Origin of the sequence: Blattabacterium cuenoti (genome assembly GCF_014252375.1) — a bacterium.
Classification (GTDB): Bacteria; Bacteroidota; Bacteroidia; order Flavobacteriales; family Blattabacteriaceae; genus Blattabacterium; species Blattabacterium cuenoti_AH.
In genome coordinates this window covers 320,001-335,145 of record NZ_CP059221.1, presented here as the reverse complement: position 1 = coordinate 335,145, position 15,145 = coordinate 320,001, and the positions used below count along the sequence as shown (strand labels likewise).

13 protein-coding genes, 4 tRNA genes and 2 rRNA genes (1 of these 19 running past the window's edge) are annotated in these 15,145 nt (G+C 24.2%); 9 read left to right on the top strand and 10 right to left on the bottom strand.

The window, feature by feature from the left end; all coding sequences use genetic code 11:
* The first annotated feature begins 13 nt into the window (after positions 1-13).
* Positions 14-1,864, top strand: coding sequence for a glutamine--fructose-6-phosphate transaminase (isomerizing) (glmS, locus tag H0H34_RS01635; RefSeq protein ID WP_185873080.1), 1,851 nt, complete (start codon positions 14-16; stop codon positions 1,862-1,864).
* On the opposite strand, the gene H0H34_RS01630 is transcribed toward glmS, so the two are convergent.
* The 5 genes from H0H34_RS01630 to H0H34_RS01610 all read right to left on the bottom strand — a co-directional run bounded on the left by H0H34_RS01630 (position 1,825) and on the right by H0H34_RS01610 (position 4,957).
* Positions 1,825-2,610: a uroporphyrinogen-III synthase gene (locus H0H34_RS01630; RefSeq protein WP_185873079.1), complete on the bottom strand. Its 786-nt coding sequence runs from the start codon at positions 2,608-2,610 to the stop codon at positions 1,825-1,827. The two genes, glmS and H0H34_RS01630, sit on opposite strands and share 40 nt — an antisense overlap.
* Positions 2,611-2,652: 42 nt before the next feature.
* A tRNA-Cys gene (locus H0H34_RS01625) sits at positions 2,653-2,724 on the bottom strand.
* Positions 2,725-2,731: 7 nt separating this feature from the next.
* Positions 2,732-3,082 (bottom strand): dihydroneopterin aldolase, encoded by a 351-nt coding sequence (gene folB, locus H0H34_RS01620; RefSeq protein WP_185873078.1) that lies wholly within the window; start codon positions 3,080-3,082, stop codon positions 2,732-2,734.
* A 22-nt stretch (positions 3,083-3,104) separates the two neighbouring features.
* Positions 3,105-3,722: a superoxide dismutase gene (locus H0H34_RS01615; RefSeq protein WP_185873076.1), complete on the bottom strand. Its 618-nt coding sequence runs from the start codon at positions 3,720-3,722 to the stop codon at positions 3,105-3,107.
* A gap of 44 nt (positions 3,723-3,766) precedes the next feature.
* Positions 3,767-4,957, bottom strand: coding sequence for a phosphoglycerate kinase (locus H0H34_RS01610; RefSeq protein WP_185873075.1), 1,191 nt, complete (start codon positions 4,955-4,957; stop codon positions 3,767-3,769).
* A gap of 121 nt (positions 4,958-5,078) precedes the next feature.
* Here H0H34_RS01610 and H0H34_RS01605 point away from each other — a divergent pair, with 121 nt between their 5' ends.
* Both H0H34_RS01605 and H0H34_RS01600 read left to right on the top strand, forming a co-directional pair.
* Positions 5,079-5,516: an RpiB/LacA/LacB family sugar-phosphate isomerase gene (locus tag H0H34_RS01605; RefSeq protein ID WP_185873073.1), complete on the top strand. Its 438-nt coding sequence runs from the start codon at positions 5,079-5,081 to the stop codon at positions 5,514-5,516.
* A gap of 23 nt (positions 5,517-5,539) precedes the next feature.
* Positions 5,540-5,613 (top strand) — tRNA-Asn (locus tag H0H34_RS01600).
* A gap of 17 nt (positions 5,614-5,630) precedes the next feature.
* On the opposite strand, the gene gmk is transcribed toward H0H34_RS01600, so the two are convergent.
* Complete coding sequence (gmk, locus tag H0H34_RS01595) at positions 5,631-6,203, bottom strand: guanylate kinase (RefSeq protein ID WP_317167285.1); 573 nt, start codon at positions 6,201-6,203, stop codon at positions 5,631-5,633.
* Between the two features lie 36 nt (positions 6,204-6,239).
* Here gmk and H0H34_RS01590 point away from each other — a divergent pair, with 36 nt between their 5' ends.
* Positions 6,240-7,235, top strand: coding sequence for an aspartate-semialdehyde dehydrogenase (locus H0H34_RS01590; protein ID WP_185873072.1), 996 nt, complete (start codon positions 6,240-6,242; stop codon positions 7,233-7,235).
* Between the two features lie 3 nt (positions 7,236-7,238).
* Here H0H34_RS01590 and rsmI read toward each other — a convergent pair whose 3' ends face one another.
* Entirely contained in the window at positions 7,239-7,901 is a 663-nt protein-coding gene (rsmI, locus tag H0H34_RS01585; protein ID WP_185873071.1) for a 16S rRNA (cytidine(1402)-2'-O)-methyltransferase, read from the bottom strand.
* 172 nt (positions 7,902-8,073) lie between these two features.
* Between rsmI and H0H34_RS01580 the strand changes: the two genes are divergently transcribed.
* Complete coding sequence (locus H0H34_RS01580) at positions 8,074-8,496, top strand: hypothetical protein (RefSeq protein WP_185873070.1); 423 nt, start codon at positions 8,074-8,076, stop codon at positions 8,494-8,496.
* Here the strand turns inward: H0H34_RS01580 and topA are convergent.
* From topA to queA, 3 genes are read right to left on the bottom strand one after another with little or no spacing between them, the layout of a single operon-like run.
* A complete protein-coding gene (gene topA / locus H0H34_RS01575) occupies positions 8,462-10,603 on the bottom strand; it encodes a type I DNA topoisomerase (protein ID WP_185873069.1) in 2,142 nt (713 codons plus the stop codon). The genes H0H34_RS01580 and topA overlap by 35 nt on opposite strands.
* Positions 10,604-10,615: 12 nt before the next feature.
* Complete coding sequence (locus H0H34_RS01570) at positions 10,616-11,578, bottom strand: polyprenyl synthetase family protein (RefSeq protein WP_185873068.1); 963 nt, start codon at positions 11,576-11,578, stop codon at positions 10,616-10,618.
* 23 nt (positions 11,579-11,601) lie between these two features.
* Positions 11,602-12,645, bottom strand: a complete 1,044-nt coding sequence (gene queA / locus H0H34_RS01565; protein WP_185873566.1) for a tRNA preQ1(34) S-adenosylmethionine ribosyltransferase-isomerase QueA — start codon at positions 12,643-12,645, stop codon at positions 11,602-11,604.
* 258 nt (positions 12,646-12,903) lie between these two features.
* On the opposite strand from queA, the gene H0H34_RS01560 reads away from it, so the two are divergent.
* From H0H34_RS01560 to H0H34_RS01545, 4 genes are all read left to right on the top strand, one after another.
* Positions 12,904-14,440: ribosomal RNA gene (locus H0H34_RS01560) — 16S ribosomal RNA — on the top strand.
* Positions 14,441-14,548: 108 nt separating this feature from the next.
* Positions 14,549-14,622: transfer RNA gene (locus tag H0H34_RS01555), tRNA-Ile, on the top strand.
* 20 nt (positions 14,623-14,642) lie between these two features.
* Positions 14,643-14,716: transfer RNA gene (locus H0H34_RS01550), tRNA-Ala, on the top strand.
* 54 nt (positions 14,717-14,770) lie between these two features.
* Positions 14,771-15,145 (top strand): 23S ribosomal RNA (locus H0H34_RS01545) (it continues 2,554 nt past the right edge of the window).
* Together the 16S and 23S rRNA genes with 2 tRNA genes alongside form the textbook arrangement of a ribosomal RNA operon.

Genomic DNA, 15,145 nt, shown 5'->3' with positions numbered 1-15,145 from the left:
TTTCACTAAAATAATGTGTGGAATAATTGGATATTTAGGGTATAGAGAAGCATATCATATTCTTATTAATGGATTAAAAAAATTAGAATATCGTGGTTATGATAGTTCTGGAATTTCTATAATAAATAAAAATGGATATAGCTTATTTAAAACAAAAGGTAAAGTTAATGAATTAGAGAAAAAAATCTATTCTTTTAAAAATAAATTAACAGGTACTGTTGGGATAGGACATACTAGATGGGCAACACATGGAGAACCAAATGACATAAATGCTCATCCTCATGTATCTAATTCTAATAATCTTGTTATGATTCATAACGGAATTATAGAAAATTATCATGCAATAAAAATTATTTTATTAAAAAATGGTTATACTTTTAATAGTAAAACTGATACAGAAGTTCTAGTTAACTTGATTGAATATATAAAATATGAAAATAATTTATCATTAGAAGAAGCAGTAAGAGTTTCATTAAATGAAATTATTGGAGCTTACTCAATTGCTATTTTAGAAAAATCAAATCCAGAAACAATAATTATAGCTAAACTAGGTAGTCCTTTAATAATAGGTATTGGTAAAAAAGAATTTTTTATAGCATCAGATCCAATACCTTTTATAAATTATACTAAAAATGTTATCTATATGAAAGATGGAGAAATGGCTATTTTAAAAAAAAATAAGGAATTAGATCTTAGAAAGATTATTAATAATCATAAACTTAATCCTATTATAAAAAGATTAAAAATAAATTTAAAAGAAATTGAGAAAGGAGAGTATAAATATTTTATGTTGAAAGAAATATGCGAACAACCAAAAACAATATTAGATACTTTGCGTGGGAGATTATTAATTTCTAAAAAAATTATTTGTATAAATGGAATTGAATCTAATAAAGAAAAATTTATTAATGCAAATTCTATTATAATAGTAGCTTGTGGTACATCATGGCATGCTGGTTTAATTGGAGAATATTTATTAGAAAAATATACACGTATTCCAGTTGAAGTTGAATATTCTTCAGAATTTAGATATAGAAATCCTATTATTGGAAAAAAAGATATTGTTATTGTAATATCCCAGTCTGGAGAAACTGCTGATACTTTATCAGCTTTAAAACTAGCTAAAAAAAAGGGTGCATTTGTTTTTGGTATTTGTAATGTAGTAGGATCTTCTATTGCTAGAAACGTTAATGCTGGAGTTTATATACATGCTGGTCCAGAAATAGGTGTAGCATCTACAAAAGCATTTACTTCACAAATAACTATACTTACTTTAATAGCTCTTAAAATAGGAAAATATAAGTCTATAATAAGTGATCTATCTTATAAAGAAATTTGCAAAGAACTTAGTTTAATTCCAGAAAAAATAAACTACGTAATAAAATACAATAGTTCTATAAAAAAAATATCTAATTTATTGTATTACACAAATAATTTTATCTATTTAGGTAGAGGAATTAATTTTCCAGTAGCATTAGAAGGTGCTTTAAAATTAAAAGAAATATCTTACATTCATGCAGAGGGATTCCCTGCAGCAGAAATGAAACATGGACCAATGGCTTTAATAGATAAAAATATTCCTGTTATTGTAATATCTCCTTTAAAAGGTAGTTACAAGAAAATGTTAAGTAATATTCAAGAAATTAAAGCTAGAAGGGGGAAAATCATTGCATTAATTAATAAAGATGATGTACAAGTTAGAATGTTAGCTGATCATGTTATAAATATTCCAGATACAATTGAAGAATTGAGTCCGTTAATAACAGTTATACCTCTTCAGTTATTAGCTTATCAAATTGCTTTTTTACGTGGAAAAAATATAGATCAACCTAGAAATTTAGCAAAATCTGTAACTGTAGAATAATATTTAATTTCTTTTGTTTTTTTTATATATTCTTCTAACGCCATAGCCATTGATGTAAATTTAGAATTTGGAATTTTTATATCTATTTTTAAACCTGATTTATATGCTTCATCAAATGTATTTTTCCCAAAAGTTGCAATTGTAGTTTTTTTTTGGTTAAATTTTGGAAAATTATGAAATAAGGATTTTATACCAGCAGGACTAAAAAAAACTAAAATATCGTAATATATGTTTTTTATGTTTATGTCTGATAAATCATTAGAAACAGTTTTATATAAAATTACTCTTTCCCAAAAAATTTTTAATTTATTTAACATGTTTGGAACAAGAGATGATAATATATCTGAAGATGGTAAAAGAAATTTTTTATTTGAATTATTTTTTATATAAGGTATTAATTCTGAAAAATTTTTTTTTCCAGTATATATTTTTCTTTTTCTGTAAGTAATATATTTTTGTAAATAAAAAGCTATTGATTCTGTTTTACAAAAATATTTCATAGTAGTAGGAATTTTAAATCTCATAGAATTAGCAATTCTAAAGTAATAATCTACGGATTTTTTACTTAAAAAAATAATTGCATTAAAATCAGAAAAATTAATTTTTTGTCTTCTTACATAAGAAGATGATACATCTATTATTTTTATAAAAGATTTACAATATATTTTTACATTTTTTTTTTTGCTAAGCTCTAAATATGGTGAATTAGGTCCAATATATATAGATTGTGAAATAAGAATGTTCATTAAATTACAATTATTTATATTTTTAATATTTTTATTAATTTGAGGCACAGAGCGGAATCGAACCGCTTTAAAAGGTTTTGCAGACCTCTGCCTTATCCATTCGGCCACAGTGCCATAAAAATTATATTTTTTTTTCCATTATAATACAGAATTTATCTATTTTACCATTTATTGGAGGATTTTCTTTGCATATTTTTATTTTTGTATGTTTTATTTTTTTTATTTTATTAATTCTATCAATTATTCTTTTTGCTAAAGATTCTATTATTTTTGATGGTATTTTCATTTCTTCCTTAATTATATTGTAAAGAGATACGTAATCAACAGTTTCATATATATCATCATTAAATACATTATTAATGTCTATCTTTACTTCTAATTTTATAGAAAAATTAGAACCAACTAATTTTTCTTCAGGTAGACATCCATGATGTCCAAATAATTTTATATTATCTAATATAATTATTGCCATAAATAGAATGAAAATATAATTTTTATTCTAAAATAGAATTATTATAATTATTTTCTACTTCTTTCCAATTTATTATTTTCCAGAAAGAGGATATATAATCTGATCTTCTATTTTGATATTTTAAATAATAGGCATGTTCCCAAAGATCTAGACCTAATATTGGTATTCCTTCACATTCTGATCCATACATAATAGGATTATCTTGATTACTAGTGATACAAATATTTAACTCTTTATTATTATTAATACATAGCCATGTCCATCCAGATCCAAATTTTTTTAAGGAAATATCTGAAAATTTATTTTTAAAGCTATTCATGGAAGAAAAATTTTCATTTATTATATTAATAAAGTATTTGCTTGGTGGAATAAATTTTGATGAAGGAATCAATATTTTCCAAAATAAATTATGATTATAAACTCCTCCTGCATTATTTTTAACAACAGGTGATTCAATATGTGATCTTCTTAAAATTTCTTCTATAGAAAGATCTTTCATATCAGTATCAGAAATAATATTATTCAAATTATTCACATAAGTTAAATGATGTTTTTTATAGTGAATTTCCATAGTTTTTTCATCAATATATGGTTCAAAATCCTTATATGAATATGATAATTTTGGAAGTTTAAATGACATATTTTTTAGTTTATTACAAATATAATTAAAAACTTGATTTTTTATTAGTTTATTATATTTATTCCTGGTAAAGTTTTTTTCTCTAAAAATTCTAACATAGCTCCTCCTCCAGTAGATAAGTAACTAACTTTATCAATACTTTTTATCATTTTTAATGCATATATGGAATCTCCACCACCTACTATAGTAAATGCATAATTTTTTTCTGTTATTTTTATAATTTCTTTTGCAATTGAAATAGTTCCTTTAGAAAATTTGTTATTCTCAAATAAACCCATTGGTCCATTCCATAATATAGTTTTAGATTTATTAATAATTTTACAAAAATTATTTATAGAATTAGGTCCTATATCTAATCCTTTCCAATTATTAGGTATATTATTAATTGATATTATTTTAATATTATTAAAATTTCCATTTTTAACAGCAATAACATCATTTGGAAAATATATTATATTATTTTTTAAATATAATATTTCTTGTATTAATTTCTTTTTTTCTTTTATATTATTAAGTGATTTTCCTATATTTCCACTATCCATTTTTATAAATGGATATGATAAACCACCTCCTATTAATATATAATCAGCTATATTTATAAAATTTTTTATAAAATTTAATTTTGATGATATTTTTACACCACCTAATATTATAGTAACAGGTCTACTAATTTTTTTACTAAAAAAAATACTTAGATTGTAAATTTCTTTTTTCATTAAAAGTCCTATACATTTTTTATTAAAAAATTTTGGTACAATTGTTATTGATGAATGTTTTCTATGAGAAACTCCAAATGCATCATTTACATAAATATCTCCATATTTTGACAAAATATAAGAAAATTGTTCATCTCCTTTTTCTTCTTCTCTATAAAAACGTAAATTTTCTAATAAAATAATATTACCATTTTTTAGGTATTTAATTTTATTTTTTGTATCATTCCCTATAACATTTGGACAAAAAATAATTGATTTTTTTAATTTTTTAGATAAAATTGGTATTAAAAATTTTAATGAATATTTTTTATTGAAAATACCTTTAGGTCTTCCAAAATGAGATATAATAACAATTTTTCCTTCATCAGAAATAATTTTATTTATAGTAGGTAAAGAATATTTAATACGTGTATCATCCGTTATTTTTCCATATTTATCAACTGGAACATTATAGTCTACTCTTAGTAAAGCTATTTTATTTTTAAAATTAAAATCATTTACATCTTTTATCTTTTTCATTATATATTTGTAAATATTATTATTATGTTAGGTTATCAACCTAAACTAAGAATATAAAAAAATTTTTTATTATATTGCATTAAATATAAAATTTTTTCGATAAAAATTTTAGTAAGTAATAATGATAGTAGCTATTGGTTCTGATCATACAGGGGTATATTATAAATATTTAATAAAAAATTTTTTGATAAAAAATGGATATAAAATAATAGATTTTGGTTTCCATAATAAAAATGGAAAACAAGTAGATTATCCAGATTTTATTCATCCTACAGTTAAACATGTAAATGATGGTATTGCTACTTTTGGAATAGTAATTTGTGGAACAGGAAATGGTGCAGCAATGATTGCAAACAAATATAAAAAAATTCGAGCAGCTTTAGTATGGAATAAGGAAATAACTTGTTTAGCAAGAAAACATAATGATGCAAATGTAATTAGTTTACCTGCTCGTTTTATAAAAAAAAATGATTTATTAGAAATTATAAAAATTTTTTTTAAAACAGATTTTGATGAAGGTAGACATAGAAAAAGAATAGAAAAAATACCAATTAATTAATCATTAATTACTTTAATAATTAATCCCTAGTAGCTCAGTTGGTTAGAGCACCTGACTGTTAATCAGGGTGTCGTTGGTTCGAATCCGACCTAGGGAGTTATAGTTATATATAAATTAATTTTTTATAAAATTATATACTATATTAAATATTTTGTTTTTAGTTTTTTCCAATTTTTCATTTAAAATAATAAAATCAAATAAATTAGAATAATTATTTTCTTTTTTAACTTTTTCTAAACGAATTTTAATTTCTTTATAATTATTTAATTTTCTATTTATAAGTCTATTTTTTAAAATTTTTTTAGAATTCGTTAGTATAAAAATTGATATAGATTCATTTTTATATAATTTTTTTAGATTTATACTTCCTTTTACATCAATATCAAATAATATATATTTTTTTTTTTTTAATAAATTATTAATTTCATTTTTTAATGTTCCATAAAAAATATTATTGTAAACTTCTTCCCATTCTAAAAATTGATTTTTTTTTATTTTTGATTTAAAAATCTTTTTAGAAATAAAAAAATAATCTTTTCCATTTTTTTCATTTTTTCTAATTTTTCTTGTTGTACATGATATAGATAATTTTAAATTTGGAATTTTTGATATAAGATAATTTGATATAGTAGTTTTTCCACTACCAGATGGGCCAGATAAAATAATTATTTTACTTTGTTTAATCATTAATTAATGTATAAATTTGATTTTTAAAATTTATTTATGAAACTTAAACTAGGAATAGTTGGTGCTACCGGTATGGTTGGTAGAGTTATGATGAAGATTCTTGAAAAAGAAAAAATTTTATTTGATTTATATTTATCTGCATCACATCGTTCCATTGGAAATGAAATTTTTTTTAAAGGAAAAAGTTATAAAATAATTGGAATAAATGAATTAATTTTAAAAAAACCAGATATAGTTTTATTTTCAGCTGGATCAATAATATCAAAAAATTGGGCCGAAAAATTTTTTGAAATTGGATCTTATGTAATAGATAATTCATCTGCATGGAGGATGGATCCTGAAAAAAAATTGATTATTCCGGAAATAAATAGTTTTTTATTAGAAAAAAAAGATAAAATTATTGCAAATCCAAATTGTTCAACTATACAATTAGCAATGATATTAAATCCTTTACATAAAATTTTCTCTATAAAAAGAGTAATAGTTTCTACTTATCAGTCAGTAACAGGAACAGGTAAAAAAGCATTAGATCAACTAGAAGAGGAAAAATTAAAGGGATTTTCTAAAAAAAAAATTTATCCATATAAAATTCATCAAAATGTTATTCCACAATGCGATAGTTTTTTAAAAAATGGATATACTATAGAAGAAATGAAATTAATAAACGAAACTAAAAAAATAATTAATGATAATAGTATTTCTATAACAGCTACTTCAGTTAGAGTCCCAGTTATTGGAGGACATTCTGAAAGCGTTAATATAACATTTAGAAAAAATGTAAAAATAAATTATATTAAAGAAATTTTAAATAAAACAAAAGGTGTAATAGTCCAAGATGATCCTGTAAATAATATTTATCCAATGCCAATTTTTTCTCATGGAAAAGATGAAGTTTTTGTTGGTAGAATAAGAAAAGATAATTCATGTAAAAATTCTATTAATATTTGGATTGTATCAGATAATTTAAGAAAAGGGTCAGCAACTAATGCTATTCAAATAGCAAAATTTTTAATTGAAAAAAAATATGTTTAGTAATTATTTTCCTATAATTATTGTATATTCTCCTAATATCTTATTTACATTTTTTTTATAAAAAAATAAAATATCTTTTACATTTCCTCTAAATATATTTTGATAATATTTGGATATTTCTTTACATAAAACAATATTTTTGTTTTCTCCAAAAAATGTTTTTATATCATTTAATGTCTTTAATAATCTATGAGGAGATTCATATAAAACAATAGTTCTATTTTCTTTAGATAAACTATTTAATTTTAAATTTCTTTTTTTTTTTGGTAAAAATCCAATAAATAAAAATTCATCTATTGGAAAACCTGATATTATTAATGATGGAATTAATGCAGTAGGACCTGGCAAACAATCTACATAAATAGATGATTCTATACAATGTTTAATTAGTAAATATCCAGGATCAGAAATTCCAGGTGTTCCAGCATCAGATATTAATGCTATATTTTTCCCTTGTTTTATATTATTAATAATAAATGGAATAGTTTTCCATTCATTATACATATTATATTTTATTAATTTTGTATTTATATTATAAAATTTTAATAATTTAATAGATATTTTATAGCTTTCAACTAAAATAAAATCTACTTCTTTTAAAATTCTTATACTTCTAAAAGAAAAATCTTCTAAATTTCCTATAGGAGTAGGAACTATATATAACATATTTTTTTTATTAATATTTAATTATATATTTATTAATAATATTTTTTAAATTTAATATTTATCATTTTTATTATATTGGTTATCATATTGGTTTATTATATTGGTTATCATACTGGTTATCATACTTTTTTAAGTAAAAAAAATTAAAAATTTTATTATTTAGTATAAATTAATGAAAGGTAAACAATATATATTTAGAAGTAATTTGGTGTCTGGAGAGATTGTATTTAAATATGATTTGAATGGTTATTTAAGAGAAATTATATTTCCTAATAAATTATCACTGTCTCATTATATATGGATTGGAAAATATCTTCCTTATAATGAATCTATTATTAACAAAATGAAAGAATCAAAATTATCTTTTTCTATAGAAGAAATACCTACAGATTTATCATTTAATAGGTTTTGGATAGATTATAAATATAAAGTAGGGAAAAAAAAAATGGCTGAGAATATATGGAATAACATGTCTTTATCTGATAGAGTAAAAGCATTATCTTATATTCCTATATATTTAGATCATGTTAAAAGAACAGGTCATGATCAAGCTTATCCTACTACTTATTTAAATCAAAGGTATTTTGATCACTAACCGTTTTTTTTTCAAAATTATTAATAATATTAATAGCTTTTTTTAGATTAATTTTATTATTAAAAAATTCTTCTTTTTCTATTGGTATTAATTTATTGTTATATTTTATATACACATTATATTTATTCATTTTTAATAATATTTCTTTTTTTCTAAAAAACCCTATAGATCTAGGTAAATTTATTATATTTATAGCATTATTTAATGATATTGAATCAATTTTATGATTATTTAATAATGGAAAAAATTTTGGTTTTTCTTTGTTCTTTTCAAAATCTCCTAATTGTATTACGGGGCCAAATTTTGCTATTCTTGTAAATATTTTTTTATTAGATTTTGGATCTATTCCTATATAATGTTTATTATAAATTTTTTTAACATTATTATTAACATAAAATAATTTTTTTTCAAAATTTTTGTAGAAATCTTGTATTACACTTGTCCAAGATAAATTCCCTTTAGAAACGTCATCAAATTTTTTTTCTAAATCTGCAGTAAAATTGTAGTTTACTATTTCTTTAAAATATTTTTTTAAAAAATTTGTTATTATTGTCCCTATTTCTGTAGGAATAAATTTATTTCTTTCTATTCTAATTTTATTTTCATTAATATTAGATATAACATTACTTTTTTCTTTTAATATAAAAATTTCATAAAAATTTTTTTCTTTAATAATTTTCTGAATATTAACATAATTTTTATTTTTTATTGTAGAAATTATAGGAACATAAGTTGATGGTCTTCCTATCCCAAGATTTTCTAAATCCTTAACTAATGATGATTCATTATATCTATGTGAATTATTCTTTATAATTTGTTTTGCAATTATTTCTACTCTTTCTAAAGAAGATCCTTTTTTTATTTTTAATGAAAACAAATTATTTTTATCTATATTTTTTATTTTCATAAAACCATCAAATTCAATTATTTTATCATTTCCAATAAAAAAGTTATTTAAATTAGAAAATTTTATGTAAAAAAATTTTTTTCTAAAAATTGCATCTTTCATTTGACTCATAATAGTACGATTCCATATTAATTTATAAAGCATTTTTTCATTTTTATTTAATAATTTTAAATAACTGCTATCATAATTAATAACTGTAGGTCTAATCGCTTCATGAGATTCTTGAGAAAATTTTTTATTAGATGATTTATTTACTCTAATTGATAAATATTTATCCCCATAAGTGTTTAATACATATTTTTTTATTTCTGAAATAATAATAGAAGATAATTTTTGACTATCTGTACGAATATATGTTATATAACCTTTTTCATATAATTCTTGGGCAAGAAACATAGTTTTAGATATAGAAAATCTTAATTTATTAAATGATTCTTGTTGAAGAGATGATGTAGTAAATGGATAAGATGGAGATTTTTTTTCAATATTTTCTATAATTTTTTCAACAAAAAAATTATTGTTAATAAATGATTTCATTAATTCTTTAACTTTTCTTTTATTTTCTATATTTTCATTAAATTTTGTATAAATAATTTGATCGTCTTTTTTAAAGATTCCATTTATTTTAAAAGTTTTAATTGGAATTATATTTTTTATTTTATTTTCTCTTTCTACAATAAGTCTAACAGCAATAGATTGTACTCTACCTGCAGAAAGTTTAGGTTTAATTTTTTTCCATAATAAAGGAGATAATTTAAATCCAACTAATCTATCTATGATTCTTCTTGCTTGTTGTGCATAAATTAAATTAAAATTTAATGATCTTGGATTATTTATAGATTTTATTATTGCATTTTTTGTAACTTCATTAAATACAATTCTTTTATATATTTTTTCAGGTGAAAAAAATATTTTTTTAATTTGATACGCAATTGATTCACCTTCACGATCCTCATCAGAGGCAATCCATATTATATTAAAATCTTTTATTAATTTTTTTATATTATTTACTATCTTTTTTTTTTTGTTTAATATTACATAATCAGGAGTAAAATTGTTTTCAATTTGAATTCCTAATTTTTTTTCTGGTAAATCCATTATATGTCCATAACTAGAAATAACATGATAATTATTTCCCAAAAATTTTTGTATTGTTTTAGCTTTAGTCGGGGATTCTACAATAACTAAATTTTTTTTCATTTTTTTAATTTATTATTTATTTCTTTTAATAATAAATTTTGTCATAATTTTTAATGATTCTTTTGCTATACATTCAGGATATAATTCTAATATTTCTAATGATTTTTTATAAAAATTCATCATTTTTTTAATAGCGTATTTCAATCCTCCATATTTATTAACAATAAATATTATTTCTTTTCTTTTTTCTTCATTATAATTTTTGATACAATCTAAAATTGTATTTTTATCATTTACAGATGCTTTTTTTATGGTATAAATTATTGGTAATGTTATTTTTTTTTCTTTTAAATCAATTCCTATTGGTTTTCCAATATTATTATATCCATAATCAAATAAATCATCTTTTATCTGAAATGCAATTCCAATTAAAGTACCAAATTCTCTCATATTCAATATATTTTTATTATCTGCATTAACAGATATTGCTCCACATTCACAAGATGTAGCAATTAAATTAGCTGTTTTTTTATAAATAATTTTATCATAAATTTTTTCAGAAATATTGGGAGATTTTTCTATTTGTAATAATTCCCCTTCACTCATATTATTTAATGTTTTACAAATAATTTTTAATAAATCTAAATAATTGTTATTACTGGCTAATAATAAACTTTTAGATAGTAAATAATCTCCAATTAAAATTGCTATTTTATTTTTCCATAAAGAATTAATAGAAGAAAATCCTCTTCTTAAATTACTGTTATCAATAACATCGTCATGAACAAGTGTTGCGTTATGTATTAATTCTATTAAATATGCTGTATGATATGTTTTTTTTTGTATTTTTCCAAACATTTTTGCAATTAAAAAAACAAATATTGGACGAATCATTTTTCCTCTTTTTTGTAAAATATAATTGCTAATTTTATTTATCAGGTTAACGTCACTTTTTATTATATTAAAAAATTGTTTTTCAAATATTTTTATTTCTTTACTTATAGGTTTTTTTGCTTTTTCTAAAAGTTCTTTCATAATTAGTTAATGAACTAATATTTTTATAAAATTAACATTACATCTCCATATGAGTAAAATCTATATTTTTTTTGTATTGCTATTTTATATGCTTTCATTAATAAACTGAATCCAGTAAAAGCCGCAGTCATCATTATTAATGTTGATTTTGGCATATGAAAATTTGTGATCATAGAGTTAGCAATACTAAAATTATAAGGTGGAAAAATAAATTTATTAGTCCATCCAAAAAATGGATTAAGATTTCTTTCAGAAGAAATAGAGCTTTCTATAGCTCTCATAGAAGAAGTACCTACAGCACAAACTCTTTTCTTATTTTTTATTGTTTTATTAATTATATCACATGATTTTTTATCTATTAAACATTTTTCAGAATCCATTTTATGTTTAGATATATCTTCTACCTCTACTGGTATAAAACTGCCTAAACCTAAATGAAGAGTAATTTCTACTAAATTAACTCCTTTTATTTCTAATTTCTTTAAAAGATGTTTAGAAAAATGTAATCCTGCTGTAGGAGCAGCAACTGATCCCTCTTTTTTTGCATATACGGTTTGATATCTTTTTTTATCAATTTCTTCTGGATCTCTATTTATATATTTTGGTAATGGAGTTTTTCCTATTTCTTTTATTTTTTTTATTAGATCATTATGATCTCCGTTAAAATTAAGTTGCAAGATCCTACCTCTAGAAGTTGTATTATCTATTACTTCTCCTGACAATCCATATCCAAAATTTAATTTATTACCTACTCTTACTTTTCTAGCTGGATCAACTAGAACATCCCATGTTCTATCTTCCTTATCTAATTCTCTAAGTAAAAAAACTTCTATTTTTGCTTCTGTTTTTTCTTTATTACCCAGTAATCTTGCAGGAAATACTTTTGTATTATTCAATATTATTGAATCTCCTTCATTGAAATAATAATGTAAATCTTTAAATAATTTATGTTCAATTTTTTTATCATTTTTATGAATTATCATTAATTTAGATTCATCTCTTTCATTAGATGGAAATTTTGCAAGAAGATTAAAAGGATTTTCAAAATTAAAATCTGAAGTTCTCATAATTTCAGTTTCTTTTTCTTTATTTAATAAAAAATTTAAAAAATTTACAACATAATATATAATATTTTTTTTTAAATTTGTTTTTTTTAAAAAAAATATGTATAATTGCATTCTTGAATTGATTTATTCATTTTATAAATGAGACATCATTTCGATTGTTCTTTGTCTTTATAAATATTTTAGAATTAAATATAAAACATTAAAAAGCTTCTAGCTAATAGTCAAGGATCCTTTAACAAATTTTCAATTAATTTTTTTACAACGGAGAGTTTGATCCTGGCTCAGGATGAACGCTAGCGGCGGGCTTAACACATGCAAGTCGAGGGGCAACATGAATTATATTTCTAATATAATTTGATGGCGACCGGCGAACGGGTGCGTAATGCATACGTAATCTACCTTTTGCAAGAAAATAGCTTGAGGAAACTCAAATTAATATTCTATAATGTAATGTTATCGCATGATTTCATTATTAAAGCAGAAATGTGGCAAAAGATGAGCGTATGTCCGATTAGTTAGTTGGTGAGGTAATGGCTTACCAAGACGACAATCGGTAGGGGGCCTGAGAGGGTGATCCCCCACACTGGTACTGAGACACGGACCAGACTCTTACGGGAGGCAGCAGTGAGGAATATTGGTCAATGGAGGAAACTCTGAACCAGCCACGCCGCGTGCAGGAATAAGGCCTTAATAGGTTGTAAACTGCTTTTGTTTAGGAATAAAAATTCTTATTATTAAGAATTGTGAATGTACTATACGAATAAGTGTCGGCAAACTCCGTGCCAGCAGCCGCGGTAATACGGGGGACACAAGCGTTATCCGGATTTATTGGGTTTAAAGGGTGCGTAGGCGGTTTATTAAGTCAGTGGTGAAATATTACAGCTTAACTGTTAAAATTGCTATTGAAACTGATAAACTTGAGTGAGATTGGAGTAGCTGGAATGTGTGGTGTAGCGGTGAAATGCATAGATATCACACAGAACACCGATCGCGAAAGCAGGTTACTAAATCTATACTGACGCTGAGGCACGAAAGCGTGGGGAGCAAACAGGATTAGATACCCTGGTAGTCCACGCCGTAAACGATGATCACTAGTTATTGGATTTTTATTCAGTGACTAAGCGAAAGTAATAAGTGATCCACCTGGGGAGTACGGTCGCAAGACTGAAACTCAAAGGAATTGACGGGGGCCCGCACAAGCGGTGGAGCATGTGGTTTAATTCGATGATACGCGAGGAACCTTACCAAGGTTTAAATGAACTACGAATAAGCTAGAAATAGTTTAGTCTTCGGACGGAGTGCAAGATGCTGCATGGTTGTCGTCAGCTCGTGCCGTGAGGTGTTGGGTTAAGTCCCTCAACGAGCGCAACCCTTGTTGTTAGTTGCCAACGAGTAATGTCGGGGACTCTAACAAGACTGCCGACGTAAGTCGAGAGGAAGGTGAGGATGACGTCAAATCATCACGGCTCTTATACCTTGGGCTACACACGTGCTACAATGGCCAGTACAAAGGGTTGCTATTGAGTAATCAAAAGCTAATCTCTAAAAACTGGTCTCAGTTCGGATTGGAGTCTGCAACTCGACTCTATGAAGCTGGAATCGCTAGTAATCGCATATCAGCCATGATGCGGTGAATACGTTCCCGGGCCTTGTACACACCGCCCGTCAAGCCATGGAAGTCGGAGGGACCTGAAATCGGTAACCATAAAAGGAACTGCTTAAGGTAAAATCGATGACTGGGGCTAAGTCGTAACAAGGTAGCCGTACCGGAAGGTGCGGCTGGAACATCTCTTTTTTAGAGTTTTTGTTCAAAGAATTCTTAAAATTAGTAGAAGCTTTTTTATATTTTGATTAAAATATTTTATAAATTTGGTATTGAGATTGAGATTGATTTTATAAAATCAGTCTCGTAGCTCAGATGGTTAGAGCGCTACACTGATAATGTAGAGGTCCGCGGTTCAATTCCGCGCGAGACTATTCATAACGTAAACAGAATAGGGGAATTAGCTCAGATGGATAGAGCGCCTGTTTTGCACGCAGGAGGTCATCGGTTCAATTCCGATATTCTCCATTCAAAATGTTCTTTGAAATATAATAAATATACAATAGTGAGGAATAAGGGTAAAAAAAAGCGAAAGAAGAGCGTATGGTGGATGCCTTGGCTCTGAGAGGCGATGAAGGACGTGATAAGCTGCGATAAGCTGCGGGGATTGGCACATACAAATTAATCCGCAGATTTCCGAATGGGGAAACCTATCATATAATATGATATTATCTAATATTTCATATTAGACTAAAGCAAACCTAGAGAACTGAAACATCTAAGTATCTAGAGGAAAATAAAACAATTTAGTGATTCCATCAGTAGTGGCGAGCGAAAGTGGAACAGCCCAAACCATTATAGTTTAGGCTTTAATGGTGTTGTAGGACTACAATTATATGGAATATTTTCTTATAACAAAATGATTTGGAAAAATCAATCAAAGAAGGTGATAATCCT

Bases quoted from the DNA above. Each gene is read 5' to 3' on its own strand.
- glmS (WP_185873080.1), top strand. From the start codon at position 14: ATGTGTGGAATAATTGGATATTTAGGGTATAGAGAAGCATATCATATT.
- H0H34_RS01630 (WP_185873079.1), bottom strand. From the start codon at position 2,610: ATGAACATTCTTATTTCACAATCTATATATATTGGACCTAATTCACCA.
- folB (WP_185873078.1), bottom strand. From the start codon at position 3,082: ATGGCAATAATTATATTAGATAATATAAAATTATTTGGACATCATGGA.
- H0H34_RS01615 (WP_185873076.1), bottom strand. From the start codon at position 3,722: ATGTCATTTAAACTTCCAAAATTATCATATTCATATAAGGATTTTGAA.
- H0H34_RS01610 (WP_185873075.1), bottom strand. From the start codon at position 4,957: ATGAAAAAGATAAAAGATGTAAATGATTTTAATTTTAAAAATAAAATA.
- H0H34_RS01605 (WP_185873073.1), top strand. From the start codon at position 5,079: ATGATAGTAGCTATTGGTTCTGATCATACAGGGGTATATTATAAATAT.
- gmk (WP_317167285.1), bottom strand. From the start codon at position 6,203: ATGATTAAACAAAGTAAAATAATTATTTTATCTGGCCCATCTGGTAGT.
- H0H34_RS01590 (WP_185873072.1), top strand. From the start codon at position 6,240: ATGAAACTTAAACTAGGAATAGTTGGTGCTACCGGTATGGTTGGTAGA.
- rsmI (WP_185873071.1), bottom strand. From the start codon at position 7,901: ATGTTATATATAGTTCCTACTCCTATAGGAAATTTAGAAGATTTTTCT.
- H0H34_RS01580 (WP_185873070.1), top strand. From the start codon at position 8,074: ATGAAAGGTAAACAATATATATTTAGAAGTAATTTGGTGTCTGGAGAG.
- topA (WP_185873069.1), bottom strand. From the start codon at position 10,603: ATGAAAAAAAATTTAGTTATTGTAGAATCCCCGACTAAAGCTAAAACA.
- H0H34_RS01570 (WP_185873068.1), bottom strand. From the start codon at position 11,578: ATGAAAGAACTTTTAGAAAAAGCAAAAAAACCTATAAGTAAAGAAATA.
- queA (WP_185873566.1), bottom strand. From the start codon at position 12,645: ATGAGAACTTCAGATTTTAATTTTGAAAATCCTTTTAATCTTCTTGCA.